Here is a 15780-nt window from a genome sequence, read left to right on the forward strand (position 1 = left end):
GTGACGATTGTTTTCACGCCGATGCGTCCAGGGGCAGGCACACCCGGAACAGGGCGCCCTCGCCTATCTGGCTCTGCACCTCGATGGAGCCGCCATGGGCCGCGACGATCTGTTCGGAAATAAACAACCCCAAGCCCAGACCGGCGGCCACATGGCTGGCGGAGACGCGCTCGAACTGCTGGAAAATCCGCCTCTGATTGTCGGCGCTGATGCCGATGCCGTGGTCTCGCACCTCCAGCCGTGCTTCGCCGTGTTCGCTGTACACTCGCACTTCCACCGGGCTCTTGGCCCCATAACGCAGGGCGTTGGTCAGCAGGTTGGACACCACCTGCTCGATGCGGAACTCATCCCAGCTGCCTTCCACCGGGCCTTCTGCCTCCAGTTGCACGGACGATTCGGCGGCGGCCACTTGCGGTGCGAAGTTTTCCAGCAGGTTGCGCACCAGTTGCGTGAGGTCGAAGCGCGCCGGACGAATCGACAGCTTACCGGTGCGGATGCGCGACACGTCGAGCATGTCTTCGATCAGGCGGATCAGGCTCTGGATCTGCCGCTCGTCACGGTCGACCATGGCGTGCATCTTGTCCAGGGTGAACGCTGCGGCGTTGTCCCGGGCCAGGTGCATTTTGCGCAACTGGGTTTCGAGGATCAGCCCATTGAGCGGCGTGCGCACTTCGTGGGCGACGATCGACATGAAGTCATCGCGCATGCGCACCGCCTGCTCCAGCTCAGCCTGAGTGGCCTGCAGGCGCGCCAGCAGCAACTCCTGTTCGCGACGGCTGTGCTCCAGCGCTTGCACCTGCAGTTTCATCGCCTTGCTTTGGCGGTACAGGTCGACGAACACATTGACCTTGCTCTTCACCGCGTGGATATCCAGCGGCTTGTGCAGGAAGTCCACGGCGCCGCTTTCGTAGCCCTTGAAGGCATAGTTGAGTTCGCGGCCGGCGGCGCTGACGAACACAATCGGGATGTTCTTGGTTTTTTCGGTGCCGCGCATCAACTCGGCCAGCTCGAAACCGTTCATGCCGGGCATCTGCACATCGAGAATCGCCATGGCGAACTCGTGCTCCAGCAACAGGGACAAGGCCTCGTCGGCGCTCAAGGCCTTGAAGACTTGACGGTCCTCGCGCTTGATCAGCGCTTCGAGGGCCAGCAGGTTTTCCGGCAGATCATCGACGATCAGCAGTTTGGCCTGGACAGTACTTAACATGGGGAAGATTCCAGGGAAGCCAGCAATGAGCCAATCCGGCTCAAGCTCAGAATATGATCAGGCGTGTGTAAGGCCAGGGCCGCCAGGGGCATCACGGCAATCCGGGCGTCCTTGGGGTCCTGGACCACGGTGGTGGCGCCGGATTGCTTGGCGTGGGCCAGTCCTTGAGCGCCATCCTGGTTGGCGCCGGTCAGCAAAATCGCCAGCAGGCCCTGACCATAGGCATCGGCGGCCGAAGCGAACAGGTAATCGATGGCGGGCCGGGAGTGGTGTACCCGGTCTTCCTGGCTCAAAGACAGGCTGCGGTCATGCTCCACCGACAGGTGATAACCGGGGCTGGCGAAGTACAAGGTGCCCGGTTGGATCACTTCCTTGTCCTGCCCTTCGCGTACCGGAATCCGCAAACGCCGCGCAAACACTTCTGCCAACTGGCTACGGCGCTGATCCGGCAGGTGCAGCACGGCAATGATCGGTAGGCTAAAGGTCTCCGGCAGATCGCCAAAAATACTCAGCAACGCCTCAACGCCGCCGGCGGACGCGCCGACGACGATGGCTTCAATCCCACAAATCGGGTTGGCGGCAGCGTCGTTCATGATTTTCGGTAGATCCGTTCCTGTTTGACCAAGGGCTCGAATTGCGTGCTGTAGGCGGAAAAATCCAGGGTTTCCTTGCTGCCCAGCACAAGAAAGCCGCGATGACACAACGACTCATGAAACAATCCAAAGGCCCGATCCTGCAATTTTTTATTGAAGTAAATCAGTACATTGCGACACGAAATTAATTGAGTTTCTGAGAATACACTGTCGGTTGCCAGGCTGTGGTCGGCGAACGTGACATTCTCGCGCAACGTCTTGTCGAAGATTGCGTAATCGTATGCCGCCGTGTAGTAGTCGGCAAATGAACGCTGCCCGCCGGCCTGCTGGTAGTTGGCGGTATAGGCTCGCACATTCTCCAGGGAGAAGATCCCCTGCTTGGCTTTATCCAGCGACGCCGGGTTGATGTCGGTGGCGTAGATGATGGTGCGCTCCAGCAGCCCTTCTTCGCGCAGCAGAATCGCCATGGAGTACACCTCCTCCCCCGTGCTGCAACCGGCGATCCAGATCTTGATCGACGGGTAAGTCTTGAGCAGCGGCACCACTTCCTGGCGGATCGCGAGGAAGTGCGACGGGTCGCGAAACATCTCGCTGACCGGGATCGTCAAAAACTGCAGCAACTGCATGAACGCCGCCGGGTCGTGCAACACGCGCTCCTGCAGCGCCGAAATCGTCGCGCAGTCGAACTGGCGCAGGGCGTGGGCCACACGGCGTTTGACCGACGCGCCGGAGTAGTCGCGAAAGTCATAGCTGTACTTGAGGTAGATCGCCTCAATCAGCAAGCGCAGTTCAATATCACTGCTTTTATCCAAAAAACCGCGCTCCACTTAAATGCGTTCCATCTTCGGTAGCCATACGCGAATCAGCGAGAACAGACGATCCAGATCAATCGGCTTGGCCAGGTAATCGTTGGAGCCGGCCGCGAGGCAACGCTCCTGATCGTCCTTCATCGCCTTGGCCGTCACGGCGATGATCGGCAGCTTCTTCCAGCGTGGGTCCTGGCGGATCAAGGCGGTGGCCTCGTAACCGTCCATTTCCGGCATCATCACGTCCATCAGCACCAGGTCGATATCCTCGATTTCATTGAGTCTGGCGATGGCTTCATGGCCGTTACGCCCGATCACCACCACGGCGCCTTTGTGCTCCAGGGCGCTGGTCAGGGCGAAGATGTTGCGCACATCGTCGTCCACCAACAGGATCTTGCGCCCTTCGAAGACCTTGTCGCGGCTGCGCGCGGTCTTGAGCATCTTCTGGCGCTCATGGGACAGCTGCGATTCGACTTTGTGCAAAAAGAGTGTGACTTCGTCGAGCAGGCGCTCCGGCGAACGGGCGCCCTTGATGATGATCGAGCGCGAATACTTGCGCAGCTCGGCCTCTTCGTCGCGGGTCAGGTTGCGCCCGGTGTAGACGATCACCGGCGGGAACGAGCAGATATCCTCGGAGGCCATGCGCTTGAGCAGCTCGTTGCCGAGCATGTCCGGTAACTTGAGGTCGATGATCATGCAGTCGTAGATGTTGGTGCGCAGCAGATCGAGGGCTTCCTGGGCAAAGCCGACGGCGGTGATCTCGATGTCATCGTCGCCGATCAGGCGGGCAATGCTTTCACGCTGCAGGTCATCGTCTTCTACCAGCAGGATGCGCTTGACCTTCTGGGTCAGTTTGGCTTCCAGGCGCGCGAACACGTCTTTGAGCTCTTCGCGGGTGGTGGGTTTCACCGCGTAACCGATGGCGCCCATGTGCATGGCGGCTTCGACGCGGTCTTCCACGGAGATCACATGCACGGGGATGTGGCGGGTATTGGCGTGTTCCTTGAGGCGTTGCAGCACCGTCAGCCCGGAATGGTCCGGCAGGCGCATGTCGAGCAAAATGGCGTCGGGGATGTATTCCTCGGCCAGGCTGTAACCCTCATCCGCGCCATGGGCCACCAGGCAGTGGTAGCCCAGCTCATGGGCGAGGTCGAACAGAATGCGCGCGAAGTTCGGTTCGTCTTCCACCACCAGGATGCAACGAGTGGTGAACGGCGCTTTTTCGCGGTCGTCGGCAAACTGCGGGATCTGTGTGGCATCGGCCACCGGCAGCGGCGAGACCGCGATGGGCTTGGGCGCCGGGGCGGCAACGACCTGGCGCGGTTGTTCGGCAGGCGCAGCGTCTTCATCGCGTTCGACGTACTGCTCCGGGATGACCAGGGTGAAAATACTGCCCTGGCCGGGTTCGCTGGTGACGCTGATATAGCCGCCAAGCAACGCGGCCAGGTCACGAGAGATCGACAGCCCCAGGCCGGTGCCGCCGTAACGGCGATTGGTGGTGCCGTCGGCCTGGCGGAAGGCTTCAAAGATGCTTTCCTGCTGATCCGGGGCGATACCGATCCCGGAATCGCGCACGGTAAAGGCAATGCCCTCACCCGGTGCGCGGGACACCGACAGGCTGACCTGGCCCTGCTCAGTGAACTTGACCGCGTTGGACAGCAGGTTCTTGAGAATCTGCTCCAGGCGCTGGCGGTCGGTAAAGATCAGGGTCGGCGTACCTTCCTGCACCTCCACCTGGAACCCCAGCTTGCGATCGGCCGCCAGCGGCTCGAACATTCCGCGCAGGCCATCGACCAGCCGCACCACGCTGGCGTTTTCCGGGCGCATTTCCAGCTTGCCGGCTTCGACCTTGGAGATATCCAGGATGTCGTTGATCAGGTTGAGCAGGTCATTGCCGGCGGAATAGATCGACTCGGCAAACTTGACTTGCTCGGCGCTGAGGTTTTCCTGCGGGTTCTCCGCCAGCAACTTGGCCAGGATCAGCGAACTGTTCAGCGGCGTGCGCAGTTCGTGGGACATGTTGGCGAGGAATTCGGATTTGTATTTGCTGGAGCGCTGCAACTCTTCGGCGCGGTCTTGCAGTTCGAACTGAGCCTGGTTGAGTTCGACGTTCTTGCGGTCCATGGCATCGCGCTGCTCGGACAGGGTCTGGGCCTGCTCGGCCAATTGCTCGTTCGTCTGTTCGAGTTCTGCCTGTTGCGTTTCCAGGTGGGTCTGCGACTCCTTGAGGATGCGCGATTGCTCTTCCAGCTCTTCGTTGGCGGTCTTGAGCTCTTCCTGTTGCACTTGCAGCTCTTCGTTGAGCTGTTGGGTCTCGGCCAGCACTTCCTGCAGGCGCTGGCGATAGCGGGCGGCTTCGATGGAGGTGCCGATATTGCCGCCGATGAGTTCCAGCAACTCGACATCACGGTCTTCCAACGGGCGCAGGAAGCCCAGTTCGACCACGCCGTTGACCCGGTCGTCATCACTGGTGGGCATCACCAGTACGCTTCGCGTCGGTCCCTCACCCAGGCCGGAACTGACCTTGAAGTAGTCGACAGGCACATCGTCCAGGCGAATCAGGCGATCGAGCTGGGCGGCCTGCCCAACGATGCCTTCGTCGCTGTAGATCGCCTGCTCCTGCTGCTCCTGTTCGCGGGAGAAACCATAGGTGGCCACGCGCTTGAGGCCGCCGTGTTCTTCACGCACATACAGCGCCGCGACCGCCGAGCCCATGTACTGGGCAAAGAACTGCAGGATATTGCGCCCCAACAGGTTCAGGGTCAGTTGACCGAGCACCTGCTCAGCCAATTCAGTCTGGCCATTGCGCAGCCAGGCTTGCTGTTCCAGGCGTCGCGCAATCTTCTCTTGTGACGTGAGGTTTTCGCTATAACTATTTGATAGAGAAAGTAAATTTTTACGGCCAATGTAGGCCAGGAAGCCACTCAACCCCAGCACGAACACCAAGTACAGGGTGACGCTGATGACGGTAGTACGGGTGACTTCTTCGTTGCGGGCGATCCGGAACTGTTGCTCCATCGCCACCGCGTCGTCGTATTCCTTACGAATCTCATCGGTCAGGCGTTTGCCCCGGCCAGCCTTCACTGCGCTGCGGTAATCACCGCTCTCGCGCTGCATATCAATCATCGACTGGGCGTATTTGTTCCACTCGATTTGCAGGGCTTCCAGGCGCCTGAGGCGGTATACCTGCTGGGGATTGTCCGCTACCAGTTCCTGCAAATTGCGCAAATCGGCAATGATCCGCGGCTTGGCCACTTCATACGGGTCGAGAAAATGCTCGTCGCCCGTGATCAGAAAGCCGCGCATGCCGGTTTCCAGGTCAACCGTCAGCTTGGACGTTTCATTGAGGTTATTGATGACCCGGTCGGTGTGCTCTACCCATTGGATCACCGACAACAAATAAGTGATCAGGCACACGAAAAACACCGCGCTGAGTACACCCACACCGAGGGGCAGTGCCACGTTGCGGCTCAACAGTGCACGAAAGCTCTTTTCATCGACGGACGACGAGGGGGTCATGGGCATGCCTTGGCCAAGTACGGAAAAACCCGGAGTTTGCCCCAAAGTTGTCGTTGAACGCTATTTTTCTGCCATGAACGGGCGCAATCCAACGCGGAAAATCGAGCAAAAGCGCCCAGGGCACCGTTCACCTCCCGTCGTAGTTTCAGTTGCTCACACTCCGCGCGCCCTGATCCGGAACCTGGGTGATCAGGTTTCACACAGAAGAAAGCGTCTTGGGAAAAGGGAAGCTCCGCGAAAAAGACGTTCACCTTCTTTTCAAAAAACGGTGCTCGCATGACTATTTCTTCTTTGCAAACCCGACCCAGCGCTTCATTGATATCCCTTTCCGCGCAAACGCCAGAACCCGTCGATACTCGGCCGGCCATGACGCTCACATCCGGCCACGACTCACCGGTGCCAACGCCGCCGCCAGCCAGCGTCACCGTCGAGCCAAGCTCCAGCCTCAAGGCGAAGCTGGGGCATCATCACAACTTCAAAACACTCGGAGACAAACTCAACGAAATCGCCCAGCGGCTAGGGCCTGATGCCTCCGCTCCGGCGGTGCTGGCGGCCCTCAAGACAACACCGATGGACGTTCACCCCGACTCGGTTTATCACAGCGAAGTCGGCGGCAGCACCAGCGTGGATAGCTTTATCAATCGCCAGGGAGGATTGCTTTTACCCTATAGCCATTTATCCCTGATCGGTCTGTCGGACGCCATGGCCGCCCGATCCCAGGCACACCCGTTGGGCAACCTGGGCGGCGCCCTCAGTTGGCCGATGCCCTTGAGCGCCGACGAGCAACAACGCTTGCATGCCAACACGCTGAATTACACCGACCCGCTTGGGCAAAAACAGTCGCTCAAGCAAACCGCGGGCGGTGTACTGGAGTTCCTGCGCCATCGAACCCCGCTGCCCGCTGAAGCGCTGACGAGCCCGGCCGCGACGTTGAACGCCCTCATCAGTTCGCCAGAGGCGCAATCATTGGGCGCTGCGCTGCAGGAACAGATGCAGGGTATTGCCACCGATAGCAGCACGCTCGACTACCTCCTCGCGGCCGTTACATTGCAATTGGACCCAGCGTCCATCACCGCCCCCCAACGCAATCGCGTTGCCGGTTTTGACCTGGCCGACGCAACACTCAAGGGCAAGTCGGCCACCCAGATACGCGATGCGCTGAGTCAACACCTGGTGGCACGAGGCAAGACCAGCCCTGAACTGGCAGGCGCAGCCGCCCACCTGCTACTGGCCGGTCGTGCGCCAGTCTTCCTGATCAAGGACATTCCAGACAGCGTCACCTATGGCAGCCCGGCCTGGGTCAATCTCGCGGTGGCCGCAACCACCATCGATGCCCTGACACCAGGCCGAGTTGCCAACATGAGTTTCTCCCAGGTGATGCTGGAAGCCGAACACGCCAGCGGCGCAGACCAGGACGTGACGGACGCCGCTCAGCGTAATGCGTTGATCGATTGGGGCGCGGCCAATGGCGTACTGGGAAAAAAAGCCGATCACCTGTACACCGCCGATGAATTGAACAGCCTGGTGACAAGCTTCAATGCCCGTCGAGCGTTGATGTCGACCGCATCAGAGGCTTTCGACAAGGACATCCCGTCACGTAAAGAGTTGGCGTTGGCGGAACTGAGAAAGCGTTTTCCCAAGCACGAGGCGCTGTTTGAAGAGAAGCTGATTCACGTAAGCCATGTGCCGGGTGGGGATATCCGCCGTAGCAACCAGGTGGTGGGCCCACACTCGCTGCTGGATGTCGCGATGATGGACATCGGGCCTGACGCGGTTTACAGCTCCCGCGACCGCCGCGTCCCCCTGGCGGCGTTGAACGCCAACCCCGGCTTTGGGGTGGCCGACGCGTTCGAATCACAGTTCAAAGATGTTATCGCAGAAAAAAAAGCCGCGATCGGCACGTATATCAAGCACTTGATCAGCCAATTGCCGGAGCAGGACCGAAAAAACTTTGAACAGGGCAATGTCACTTTTTTTCAGAAACACTCCCACAAAATCGGATTGGGTTTGTTCGGTGACAAAACGGAGCGTCCCAAAGGCGAAGAGTTGCTGGTCAGGATCGAACGCGACGGCATGGCCAGTGCGTATGCAATCAACTTCAACGCCGGCGTTATCCGTAGCATTCCCGAGAGCCAGGCAACGCCCCGCTCCTCAAGGTCGGCGAGTATCGGCCACGAAACAAAAGAGTTCAGCCCCCGCGCGGGTCAATCCCTGCGGAACACTCCACCGCCAGCGTCCGGCGAGTCCCCCGGCGATACCTTTGCCTCGCCCCGCGTCCAACTGATCGCCGACGCCTTCGTTGAACATCTCAATCTCGATGATCCTGCGATCAAACAACAGGCGCGCGGCCTCACCACTGACGACAAAAATCGGAACAGGTCCGAAAAGGTTGAAAACTTCCTGCTGGACCTGATCCCTTTGCGCTCCGCGATCAACCACTTTCGTAATGGCAATATTGGTGACGGCGTGATCGATCTGAGCCTGGACGCGTTCGGTTTTCTGACGGCGGGCGCGGCGACAGCGGGCAAGGTGGTCAAGATCGCGGGGACCGCGGCTTCGGCTGCAACCCGCGTGGCGCGGGCGGCCAAAACCATCGGCATGGCAACTTTCGGCGCGCTCAACCCGCTGGGCGGCGCAGGCGACTTGGCGGTTGGCGGTGCGCGCCTGCTCGGTAACGGGCTCAAATCCCTCGGGACCAAGGGCGTCCAGGGGGTGAACGCATTACGTGGCGCGGCGGGCCGTTACGACCTGTTGAAAGCCGCCAGCAACGACCAGGGTGTCCTCGCCACCGGCACCGTAAAAATCGGCGAGCACAGTATCGACGGCGCCGCCGTGCTGAAAAATAGTCAATGGCATGCCTTCGACGCCGAAAAAATGCGCGCATACGGCGGCCCGCTCCAGGGCTTCACACCGGCCACTGTCTCGGTGAGGGGGCAGATCAACCAGAGTTTTACCGATTGGCTCTACAAGAAGCTGGCGGGCGAAACAGTGCCGACGGCGGGCGCCCCCAGCGTACTCGGTCAATATGTACCCAGGGCGTTCGACGACGCATTGCGACGCGCCCAAGCCCCCGCGCAGATTTCCGACTTCAACGCCGGCTACGCGCATGGCAACCCGCACAGGGTGCCTGGCTACTCGTCAGATATGAATGTGATCGAGCTTCAGACCCTGGCCTCCCAAGGATGGATGAGCGCGCAAGACATCGGCACGCTGGTCAAACAGATCGAGCGCCAGAAAGTCAAACTGATCCAGGACGGCTTTTTGCTGTTCCAGCAAGATATCCATGCAGTTGGCGGCACCGTGACCCCCATGCCCCAGGAGTTTTACCTCAGCCAAACCAACCTGGCCTCACAGGGTGAGTGTGCGGGTATCGCCAATACCCTGGCGCTGGCAATCCATTCGGGCGACGAGACGACCTACCTGGGAAATATGTTCAAAGCCGCCGCCAACCCGGGCGACCCCAACGCTGCCCAGTTCATCCGCACCCTCAAGTCTTTTCATCGCGCGGTCAGCCACGTGGAAACCTTCCATATGGGCAAGCAGTCCAGGCAAATCCCCTATGACGAGATCGCTACCGAGCTGACCAGCGCGACGCCGCCAAGGAGCATGCGGATCGCAACGCGGGATCACGCACTGCTGGCCGGCGTCACGATGCACAACAACAGGCCTGTCTGGTTCTACTTTGACCCGAATTTCGGGCTGGCCAAGTTCGACTCGGCCGAGGCCATGAAAAATGGCCTGGAACGCACCTTGAACCGCGGCACCAGCCCGTTTCAGCATCGGGCATACGGCACGAATCCGGGCGCGCCTGAGTATAAGGTGAGTTATTTCGATGCCAGCGATATGCGCGCTTACGGCGATGCCGCACACATCAGCCGCATCGCATCGGTCCCGTTGTAGGTATTTGCACGCCCTGACGCGACATTCTCCGGCGCTAAGTTCACAATGCCAGCAGCTTTTCGGAACTTGCTGGCATTGCCGCCACTCACTACTGGGTTGCGTTTAAACCTGTCGCGCCCAGCACCTCACTTTTTCAGGAATGTTCATTATGTCGGCGCTCACCTCAACCATTCTCGTAGTCGAAGACGACACCATCGTGCGCATGCTGATCGTCGACGTACTCGAAGAGCTGGGGTTTCGTGTATTTGAGGCTGAAGACGCCCAATCGGCGCTCAAATTCGTGAAAGAGACGAGCAATGTCATTGACCTGATGATGACCGATGTCGGCCTGCCGGACATGAATGGCCGGGACTTGGCCATCCTGGTGCGCGAACAGCGCCCGCAACTGCCGGTCCTGTTTGCCAGTGGTTATGCCGAGAGCGTCGAGGTTCCGCCCGGTATGCAATCGATCGCCAAGCCGTTCTCCATCGATCAACTGCGCGATAAGGTCAAAGCCATGCTTAGCGCGGCCTGACGTTAGCGCGCCCCTCCAATGCCGCCCAGTTGGGCGGCATTTTTGCGTCAAGCAGTGCGTCATGCCGGGATTAACGTGACGTTCGACCAATAAAGTTGGAAACTCGACGCTTTGCCACGCCACTCAATAGCACTCCTCACAAGACTTCTGGAAGGACGCAACAACATGATTGGAAAACCGACGCGCCTGCTGTTGGCGAGCCTCTCGATACTCATGAGCACTGGCGCCTGGGCCGACTTCACGGCCACCCCCTCTGAGGCTCGGGCGATTGCCAAGGAAGCTTATTTGTATGGCTACCCGGTCGTGGAAATGTACAAGACGCTCTACACCCAGGCGGTCGACAAAGGCGGCGTCAACTACAAGGCACCCTTCAACCGTATCGGCAATACCGCCCAGGTCTTCACCCCCAAGGACACCGCGCTCGCCACGCCGAACCCAGATACGCCCTACTCCTTCGTCTGGATGGACCTGCGCAGCGAGCCGCTGGTGCTGACGTTGCCCAAGATTGAAGACAACCGCTATTACTCGGTGCAACTGATCGACCTCTATACGCAGAACTTCGCGTACCTGGGCACGCGCAGCACCGGCAACAATGGCGGCCACTACATGATCGCCGGGCCCAACTGGAAAGGTCAGCAGCCGGTCGACGTGGATCGCGTGGTGTACAGCGAAAGCAATATCGCCTACGCCCTGTACCGCACGCAGTTGTTTGATGAAAAGGACCTGAACAAGGTCAAGCAGATCCAGAATGGCTACAAAGTGCAGTCTCTCAGCAGCTACGTGAAACAGGCCGCCCCGGCCAAGGCGCCGAAGATCGATTGGCCCAAGCCGATGGCCAGCATGAGCGAAGGCCCCCAACTGTTTCGCTACTTGAACTTCATGCTCGCCTTCGCTGCGCCCCAGGACAGTGAGAAAGACCTGCTCGCACGCTTTGCCACCATCGGCATCGCACCGGGCGCGCCATTCAAGGTCAACCAGTTGAGCACCGAACAGCGTAAAGCGCTGGAAGACGGAATCGCCGACGCCAAGGCCGAGTTTGCAGCGTTCAAAAAAGACAAACTCGACACCCAGCAGGTTGCCGTAGGCGACTTGTTCGGCAACCGCGATCACCTGAACAACAACTACCTGTACCGCTATGCCGGTGCCGACGTGGGGCTTTTCGGCAACTCCGCCGATGAAGCCACCTACTTCAATTACGTTGTCGACAGTGAAGGCAAACCCGCCAACGGCGCACGCCACAGCTACACCGTGCACTTCGCCAAGGACCAACTGCCGCCGGCCGATGCGTTCTGGTCACTGACCCTGTACGACACGAAGACCAAGTTGCTGGTGCCCAACCACAAGAAACGCTACGTGATCAACTCGCGGATGCTGCCCCACCTCAAGCTGGACGCCGATGGCGGCCTGACCCTGGCGCTGCAGCACCACGAACCGCCAAAAGCCGAGCAGAGCAACTGGTTGCCGGCACCGCCCGGCCCGTTCTACGCCGTGTTGCGGATGTACCTGCCAAAGCCCGAGGCGAATAACGGTCAGTGGAAACTGCCGCCGCTGACGCCACTGAAATAGTCCCAGGCACTGCGCGATTTACTGCTTTTTCAGTTTCACATACGACTGGTGCAAGTCCGACGCCCAACCGTCGACCACGCTTTTTACGTCATTGGGCGTCATCACCTGCGAGTCGTTTTCCAGCGGCTTGCCGGTGCCCTTGCGTACCACCTCAGCGATCACCTTGCCGTTGGCGCCGTCGAGAAACTGCGCCTCGGTGCCCAGCACTGTGTCCTGGTCGCGGATGCCGGTGCCGGTACTCACCGCCGCAGCCACCAGGGCGACCGGCACGAACTCATAAGGTTTCAGGCCCTGGGTTTTACTGCTGACCGCCGTGATCGCTGCGCGCACCACTAACACCCCGTTGCCTGGCCCTTGTGCAAGGGGCAATGACTTGCCGATTTCGCGCTTGAGGGCCTGATTGAAGTAGTCGTTGATGCCGCGCAACGTGCTCTCAGGGATTTTCGCGGTGGCTTGGGGCCTGGGGTAAAACTGGGTCGGTTCGATATACACCGCGTTGTAGCGGCCCAGATCCAGTGTCGGATCGACCCAGCGCACCACCTTGACGCCCGAAGGCGACGTGGCCGGCTTGAGGCGGCTGTAATCGGAGAGGAATCCTGAATACTCATCCGGTTGCGTGACTTGGCTGGCACAGCCCACCATCCCGATCGTGGCGATGCAGAGCGTGCTGATCATTAGCCTTAGTTTCATCCTCGAACTCCTTGGCAGTCATCATCAGAACGTTGAGCTGTAGGTATAGCCAATCCTGGGAAAAAGCGCTGAAAAGCTCAGCCGCGCTCGCGCGGAATCAGGCTCTGCAACTGTGCGGCCAGGAAGTTCGCGTTGAAGGCGAAGGTGTCCGGGTCTTTCAAACCGTTGGTTTTCTTCCACAACCAGTCGTTTTTGTCCGCCGGCAGCACCAGTGAAACACTGCCGTGCCGTGCCGCCGTCAGGCCCATGACCGACACCGAAATCAAGCCGCCGACGCCCATCACGTCCGGCACGAACTCGACGTTTTTGCCAGTGATCTGCACGGTGAGCTTTTCGCTCTTGAAGGGCGACGTCTCCACCGGAACGCTCGGGCCGCTGGCGACATACTCTTCGCGGTGGACTTCAAGCAAGCCCGCGGTGTTGACCGGTTGCAGCCATTGTTCGATCTGCTGGAACAACTCGCCGAGCTTTAGCGCCCAGCGCGCCGATTGCAGCTCGAACTGCTGTTTTTTATGGGCTTCGCTATCGGCGTAATGACGAAGCATCTCGCCCAGTTGCTGTACATCATCCATTGCGGTTTTCCTTGGGTGAGCCATAGTGCGAACCACGATCATGGCAGATGCGGCGACTCACCGTATGATTAACGCCGACGGAACAGCGGGCGTGGCTCGATCACGCTGCGCCCATACTGCACGCTCATCCCCGCCAGCCCCTTCAGGGCGTCTTCAGCCGATTTGTCCGCGCGCACCGCAAATGCATCGAACCCGCACTGGCGCATGTGACTGAGCTGATCGCGCAGCACATCGCCGATCGCCCGCAACTCGCCTCGCCAGCCCATACGCGTGCGCAACAGATAGGCCTGGCTGTAGGCGCGCCCATCGCGAAAGCTGGGAAAATCCAGGGCAATCAGCGGCAGCGTGGCGAGCCAGGGCAGCACCTGCTCGACCTCATCATCCGGGCCCAGCCACACGCCATGCCCCGGCGCATAGGACGCCAGCGGCAGGATCAGCGCACCGCCCGCCGGTACTTCATCACGCACCAATATCCACGGGTCATCCGCAACCAGACGCGCTTCACCCTGCTCAAGCCTCAACAGATTGTTCATGCCGGCTGCTCCGCGTACACCCGCTCCTTGAACGGCTCCAGGCCAATGCGCTGCACGGTATCGACAAAGCGTTCTTCGCTTTCGCGGTAGCGCACAAAGGTGCTGATCACACGCTCGATCACATCGGGAATCTCAGCGGCGCTGAACGAGGGGCCGATCACTTTGCCCAGTGAACTGTGTTTGCCCTGAGCCCCGCCAAGGGTGATCTGATACCACTCACTGCCATTCTTATCGACGCCCAGGATGCCGATATTGCCGATGTGGTGATGGCCGCAGGCATTGATGCAGCCGGAAATATTCAGACTGATATCACCCAGGTCGTGCAGGTAGTCGAGGTTATCGAAGCGCTGTTGGATCGCCTGGGCGATGGGGATCGACTTGGCATTGGCCAGGGCGCAGAAGTCGCCGCCGGGGCAGGCAATGATGTCGGTCAGCAGGCCGATATTCGCCGCGCCCAGGCCGTGTTCACAGGCCAGGCGCCACACGGCATGCAGATGCTCCTTGGGCACATCCGGCAACACGATGTTCTGTTCATGGGCGATACGGATTTCGCCAAAACCGAACCGCTCCGCCCACTCGGCCACGGCCTCCATTTGCGGGGCGCTGACGTCGCCGGGCGGCGCGCTGATGCCAGGTTTGGTGGACAGCACCACGCTGGTGTAGCCCGCGACTTTATGCGGCATGACGTTGCGGCTGACCCAGCGCGCAAAGCCCGGGTTGTCGGCCAGTTCGGTGCCGTAGGCCAGGCTGGTATCGCTGAGCGACGCGTAAGCCGGCGGCACGAAGGCCGATGCCACACGGTCGTACTCGGCATCGGTCAACTGCGCCGGGCCATCGCGCAGGTACTGCCACTCTTCCTCAACCTCGCGGGAGAACGCCTCGATCCCCAGCGCCTTGACCAGGATTTTGATGCGCGCCTTGTACTTGTTGTCCCGCCGACCATGCCGGTTGTACACGCGCAACACCGCCTCGACGTAGGACAGCAGGTGCCGCCACGGCAAACCCTCGCGGATCTGCAAGCCCAGGATCGGCGTGCGTCCCAGGCCACCGCCCACCATCACGCGCAACAGCATGTCGCCTTGGTCGTCGCGGTAAAGGTACAGGCCGATGTCGTGCATCATGATCGCCGCGCGGTCTTCGCGGGCCGAGCAGATGGCGATCTTGAACTTGCGCGGCAGGAACAGGAATTCCGGGTTGATGGTTGACCATTGGCGCAGGATCTCCGCCAAGGGGCGCGGGTCCAGCAGTTCATCGGCGGCCACCCCGGCAAAGGCTTCGGTGGTGATATTGCGCACGCAGTTGCCGGAGGTCTGGATCGCATGCATGTCGACCTGGGCCAGGCGTTCAAGGATGTCGGGCACCTGGTGCAGCTCGATCCAGTTGAACTGCAGGTTCTGGCGGGTGGTGAAGTGGCCGTAGCCACGGTCGTAGTCGCGGGCGATGCTGGCCAGGGTGCGCATCTGTTCGGCGCTCAAAGTGCCATAGGGAATCGCCACCCGCAGCATGTAGGCATGCTTTTGCAGGTACAGGCCGTTCTGCAGGCGCAAGGGCAGAAACTCTTCTTCGCTCAAGTCGCCGGCGATATAACGCTCGACCTGATCACGAAATTGCGCCACGCGCTCGAACACCAGCGCCCGGTCGTATGCGTCGTACTGGTACATATCACCGCCTCATCAGGGTTGGCCGCGTCCCAGGGCGCGACTTCTAGGGGGGCGACTATGCACCTGCGGCGCAGGGCGTAAAAGATTCAGGTGCAGGCATAAAAAGCAGATCAGATGGACTGTAAGTCATGCTTTCACGCCGAATAAACTGATCCGTAGTAATGAGCTTTTTCTGAGCCTGTTTTGTTTTGTCCACACTTCCTACAGTGCCCGCCACTT

11 protein-coding genes are annotated in these 15780 nt (G+C 60.1%); 3 read left to right on the plus strand and 8 right to left on the minus strand.

Going from position 1 to position 15780, the window contains the following annotated elements:
* Window positions 1–13 precede the first annotated feature (13 nt).
* The 4 genes from J2Y83_RS13635 to J2Y83_RS13650 are packed head-to-tail and all read right to left on the minus strand — an operon-like array spanning window position 14 to window position 6125.
* Window positions 14–1207 carry a hybrid sensor histidine kinase/response regulator gene (locus J2Y83_RS13635; RefSeq protein ID WP_253395948.1) on the minus strand — a complete coding sequence of 398 codons (1194 nt, stop codon included), beginning with the start codon at window positions 1205–1207 and terminating at the stop codon, window positions 14–16.
* Window positions 1201–1800, minus strand: coding sequence for a chemotaxis protein CheB (locus J2Y83_RS13640; protein ID WP_253395950.1), 600 nt, complete (start codon window positions 1798–1800; stop codon window positions 1201–1203). The genes J2Y83_RS13635 and J2Y83_RS13640 overlap by 7 nt, the downstream gene beginning before the upstream one ends.
* A complete protein-coding gene (locus tag J2Y83_RS13645; RefSeq protein ID WP_373423750.1) occupies window positions 1797–2627 on the minus strand; it encodes a CheR family methyltransferase in 831 nt (276 codons plus the stop codon). Before J2Y83_RS13645 ends, J2Y83_RS13640 begins: the two co-directional genes overlap by 4 nt.
* Window positions 2628–6125 (minus strand): response regulator, encoded by a 3498-nt coding sequence (locus J2Y83_RS13650; protein ID WP_253395954.1) that lies wholly within the window; start codon window positions 6123–6125, stop codon window positions 2628–2630.
* Window positions 6126–6401: 276 nt separating this feature from the next.
* Here J2Y83_RS13650 and J2Y83_RS13655 point away from each other — a divergent pair, with 276 nt between their 5' ends.
* From J2Y83_RS13655 to J2Y83_RS13665, 3 genes are all read left to right on the plus strand, one after another.
* A complete protein-coding gene (locus tag J2Y83_RS13655; protein ID WP_253395957.1) occupies window positions 6402–10025 on the plus strand; it encodes a hypothetical protein in 3624 nt (1207 codons plus the stop codon).
* Between the two features lie 148 nt (window positions 10026–10173).
* A complete protein-coding gene (locus J2Y83_RS13660) occupies window positions 10174–10539 on the plus strand; it encodes a response regulator (protein ID WP_253395958.1) in 366 nt (121 codons plus the stop codon).
* A 165-nt stretch (window positions 10540–10704) separates the two neighbouring features.
* On the plus strand, window positions 10705–12105 hold the full coding sequence (locus J2Y83_RS13665) for a DUF1254 domain-containing protein (protein ID WP_253395960.1): 1401 nt from the start codon (window positions 10705–10707) through the stop codon (window positions 12103–12105).
* An 18-nt stretch (window positions 12106–12123) separates the two neighbouring features.
* Here the strand turns inward: J2Y83_RS13665 and J2Y83_RS13670 are convergent, their stop codons facing one another.
* The 4 genes from J2Y83_RS13670 to J2Y83_RS13685 all read right to left on the minus strand — a co-directional run bounded on the left by J2Y83_RS13670 (window position 12124) and on the right by J2Y83_RS13685 (window position 15561).
* Complete coding sequence (locus J2Y83_RS13670) at window positions 12124–12795, minus strand: DUF3313 domain-containing protein (protein ID WP_253395962.1); 672 nt, start codon at window positions 12793–12795, stop codon at window positions 12124–12126.
* Between the two features lie 77 nt (window positions 12796–12872).
* Window positions 12873–13367, minus strand: a complete 495-nt coding sequence (locus J2Y83_RS13675; protein ID WP_253395963.1) for a hypothetical protein — start codon at window positions 13365–13367, stop codon at window positions 12873–12875.
* 68 nt (window positions 13368–13435) lie between these two features.
* On the minus strand, window positions 13436–13900 hold the full coding sequence (locus J2Y83_RS13680; RefSeq protein WP_253395964.1) for a DUF934 domain-containing protein: 465 nt from the start codon (window positions 13898–13900) through the stop codon (window positions 13436–13438).
* Window positions 13897–15561, minus strand: coding sequence for a nitrite/sulfite reductase (locus J2Y83_RS13685; RefSeq protein ID WP_253395966.1), 1665 nt, complete (start codon window positions 15559–15561; stop codon window positions 13897–13899). The genes J2Y83_RS13680 and J2Y83_RS13685 overlap by 4 nt, the downstream gene beginning before the upstream one ends.
* Window positions 15562–15780 lie beyond the last annotated feature (219 nt).

This window comes from Pseudomonas marginalis, assembly GCF_024169655.1.
GTDB lineage: Bacteria > Pseudomonadota > Gammaproteobacteria > Pseudomonadales > Pseudomonadaceae > Aquipseudomonas > Aquipseudomonas paraveronii.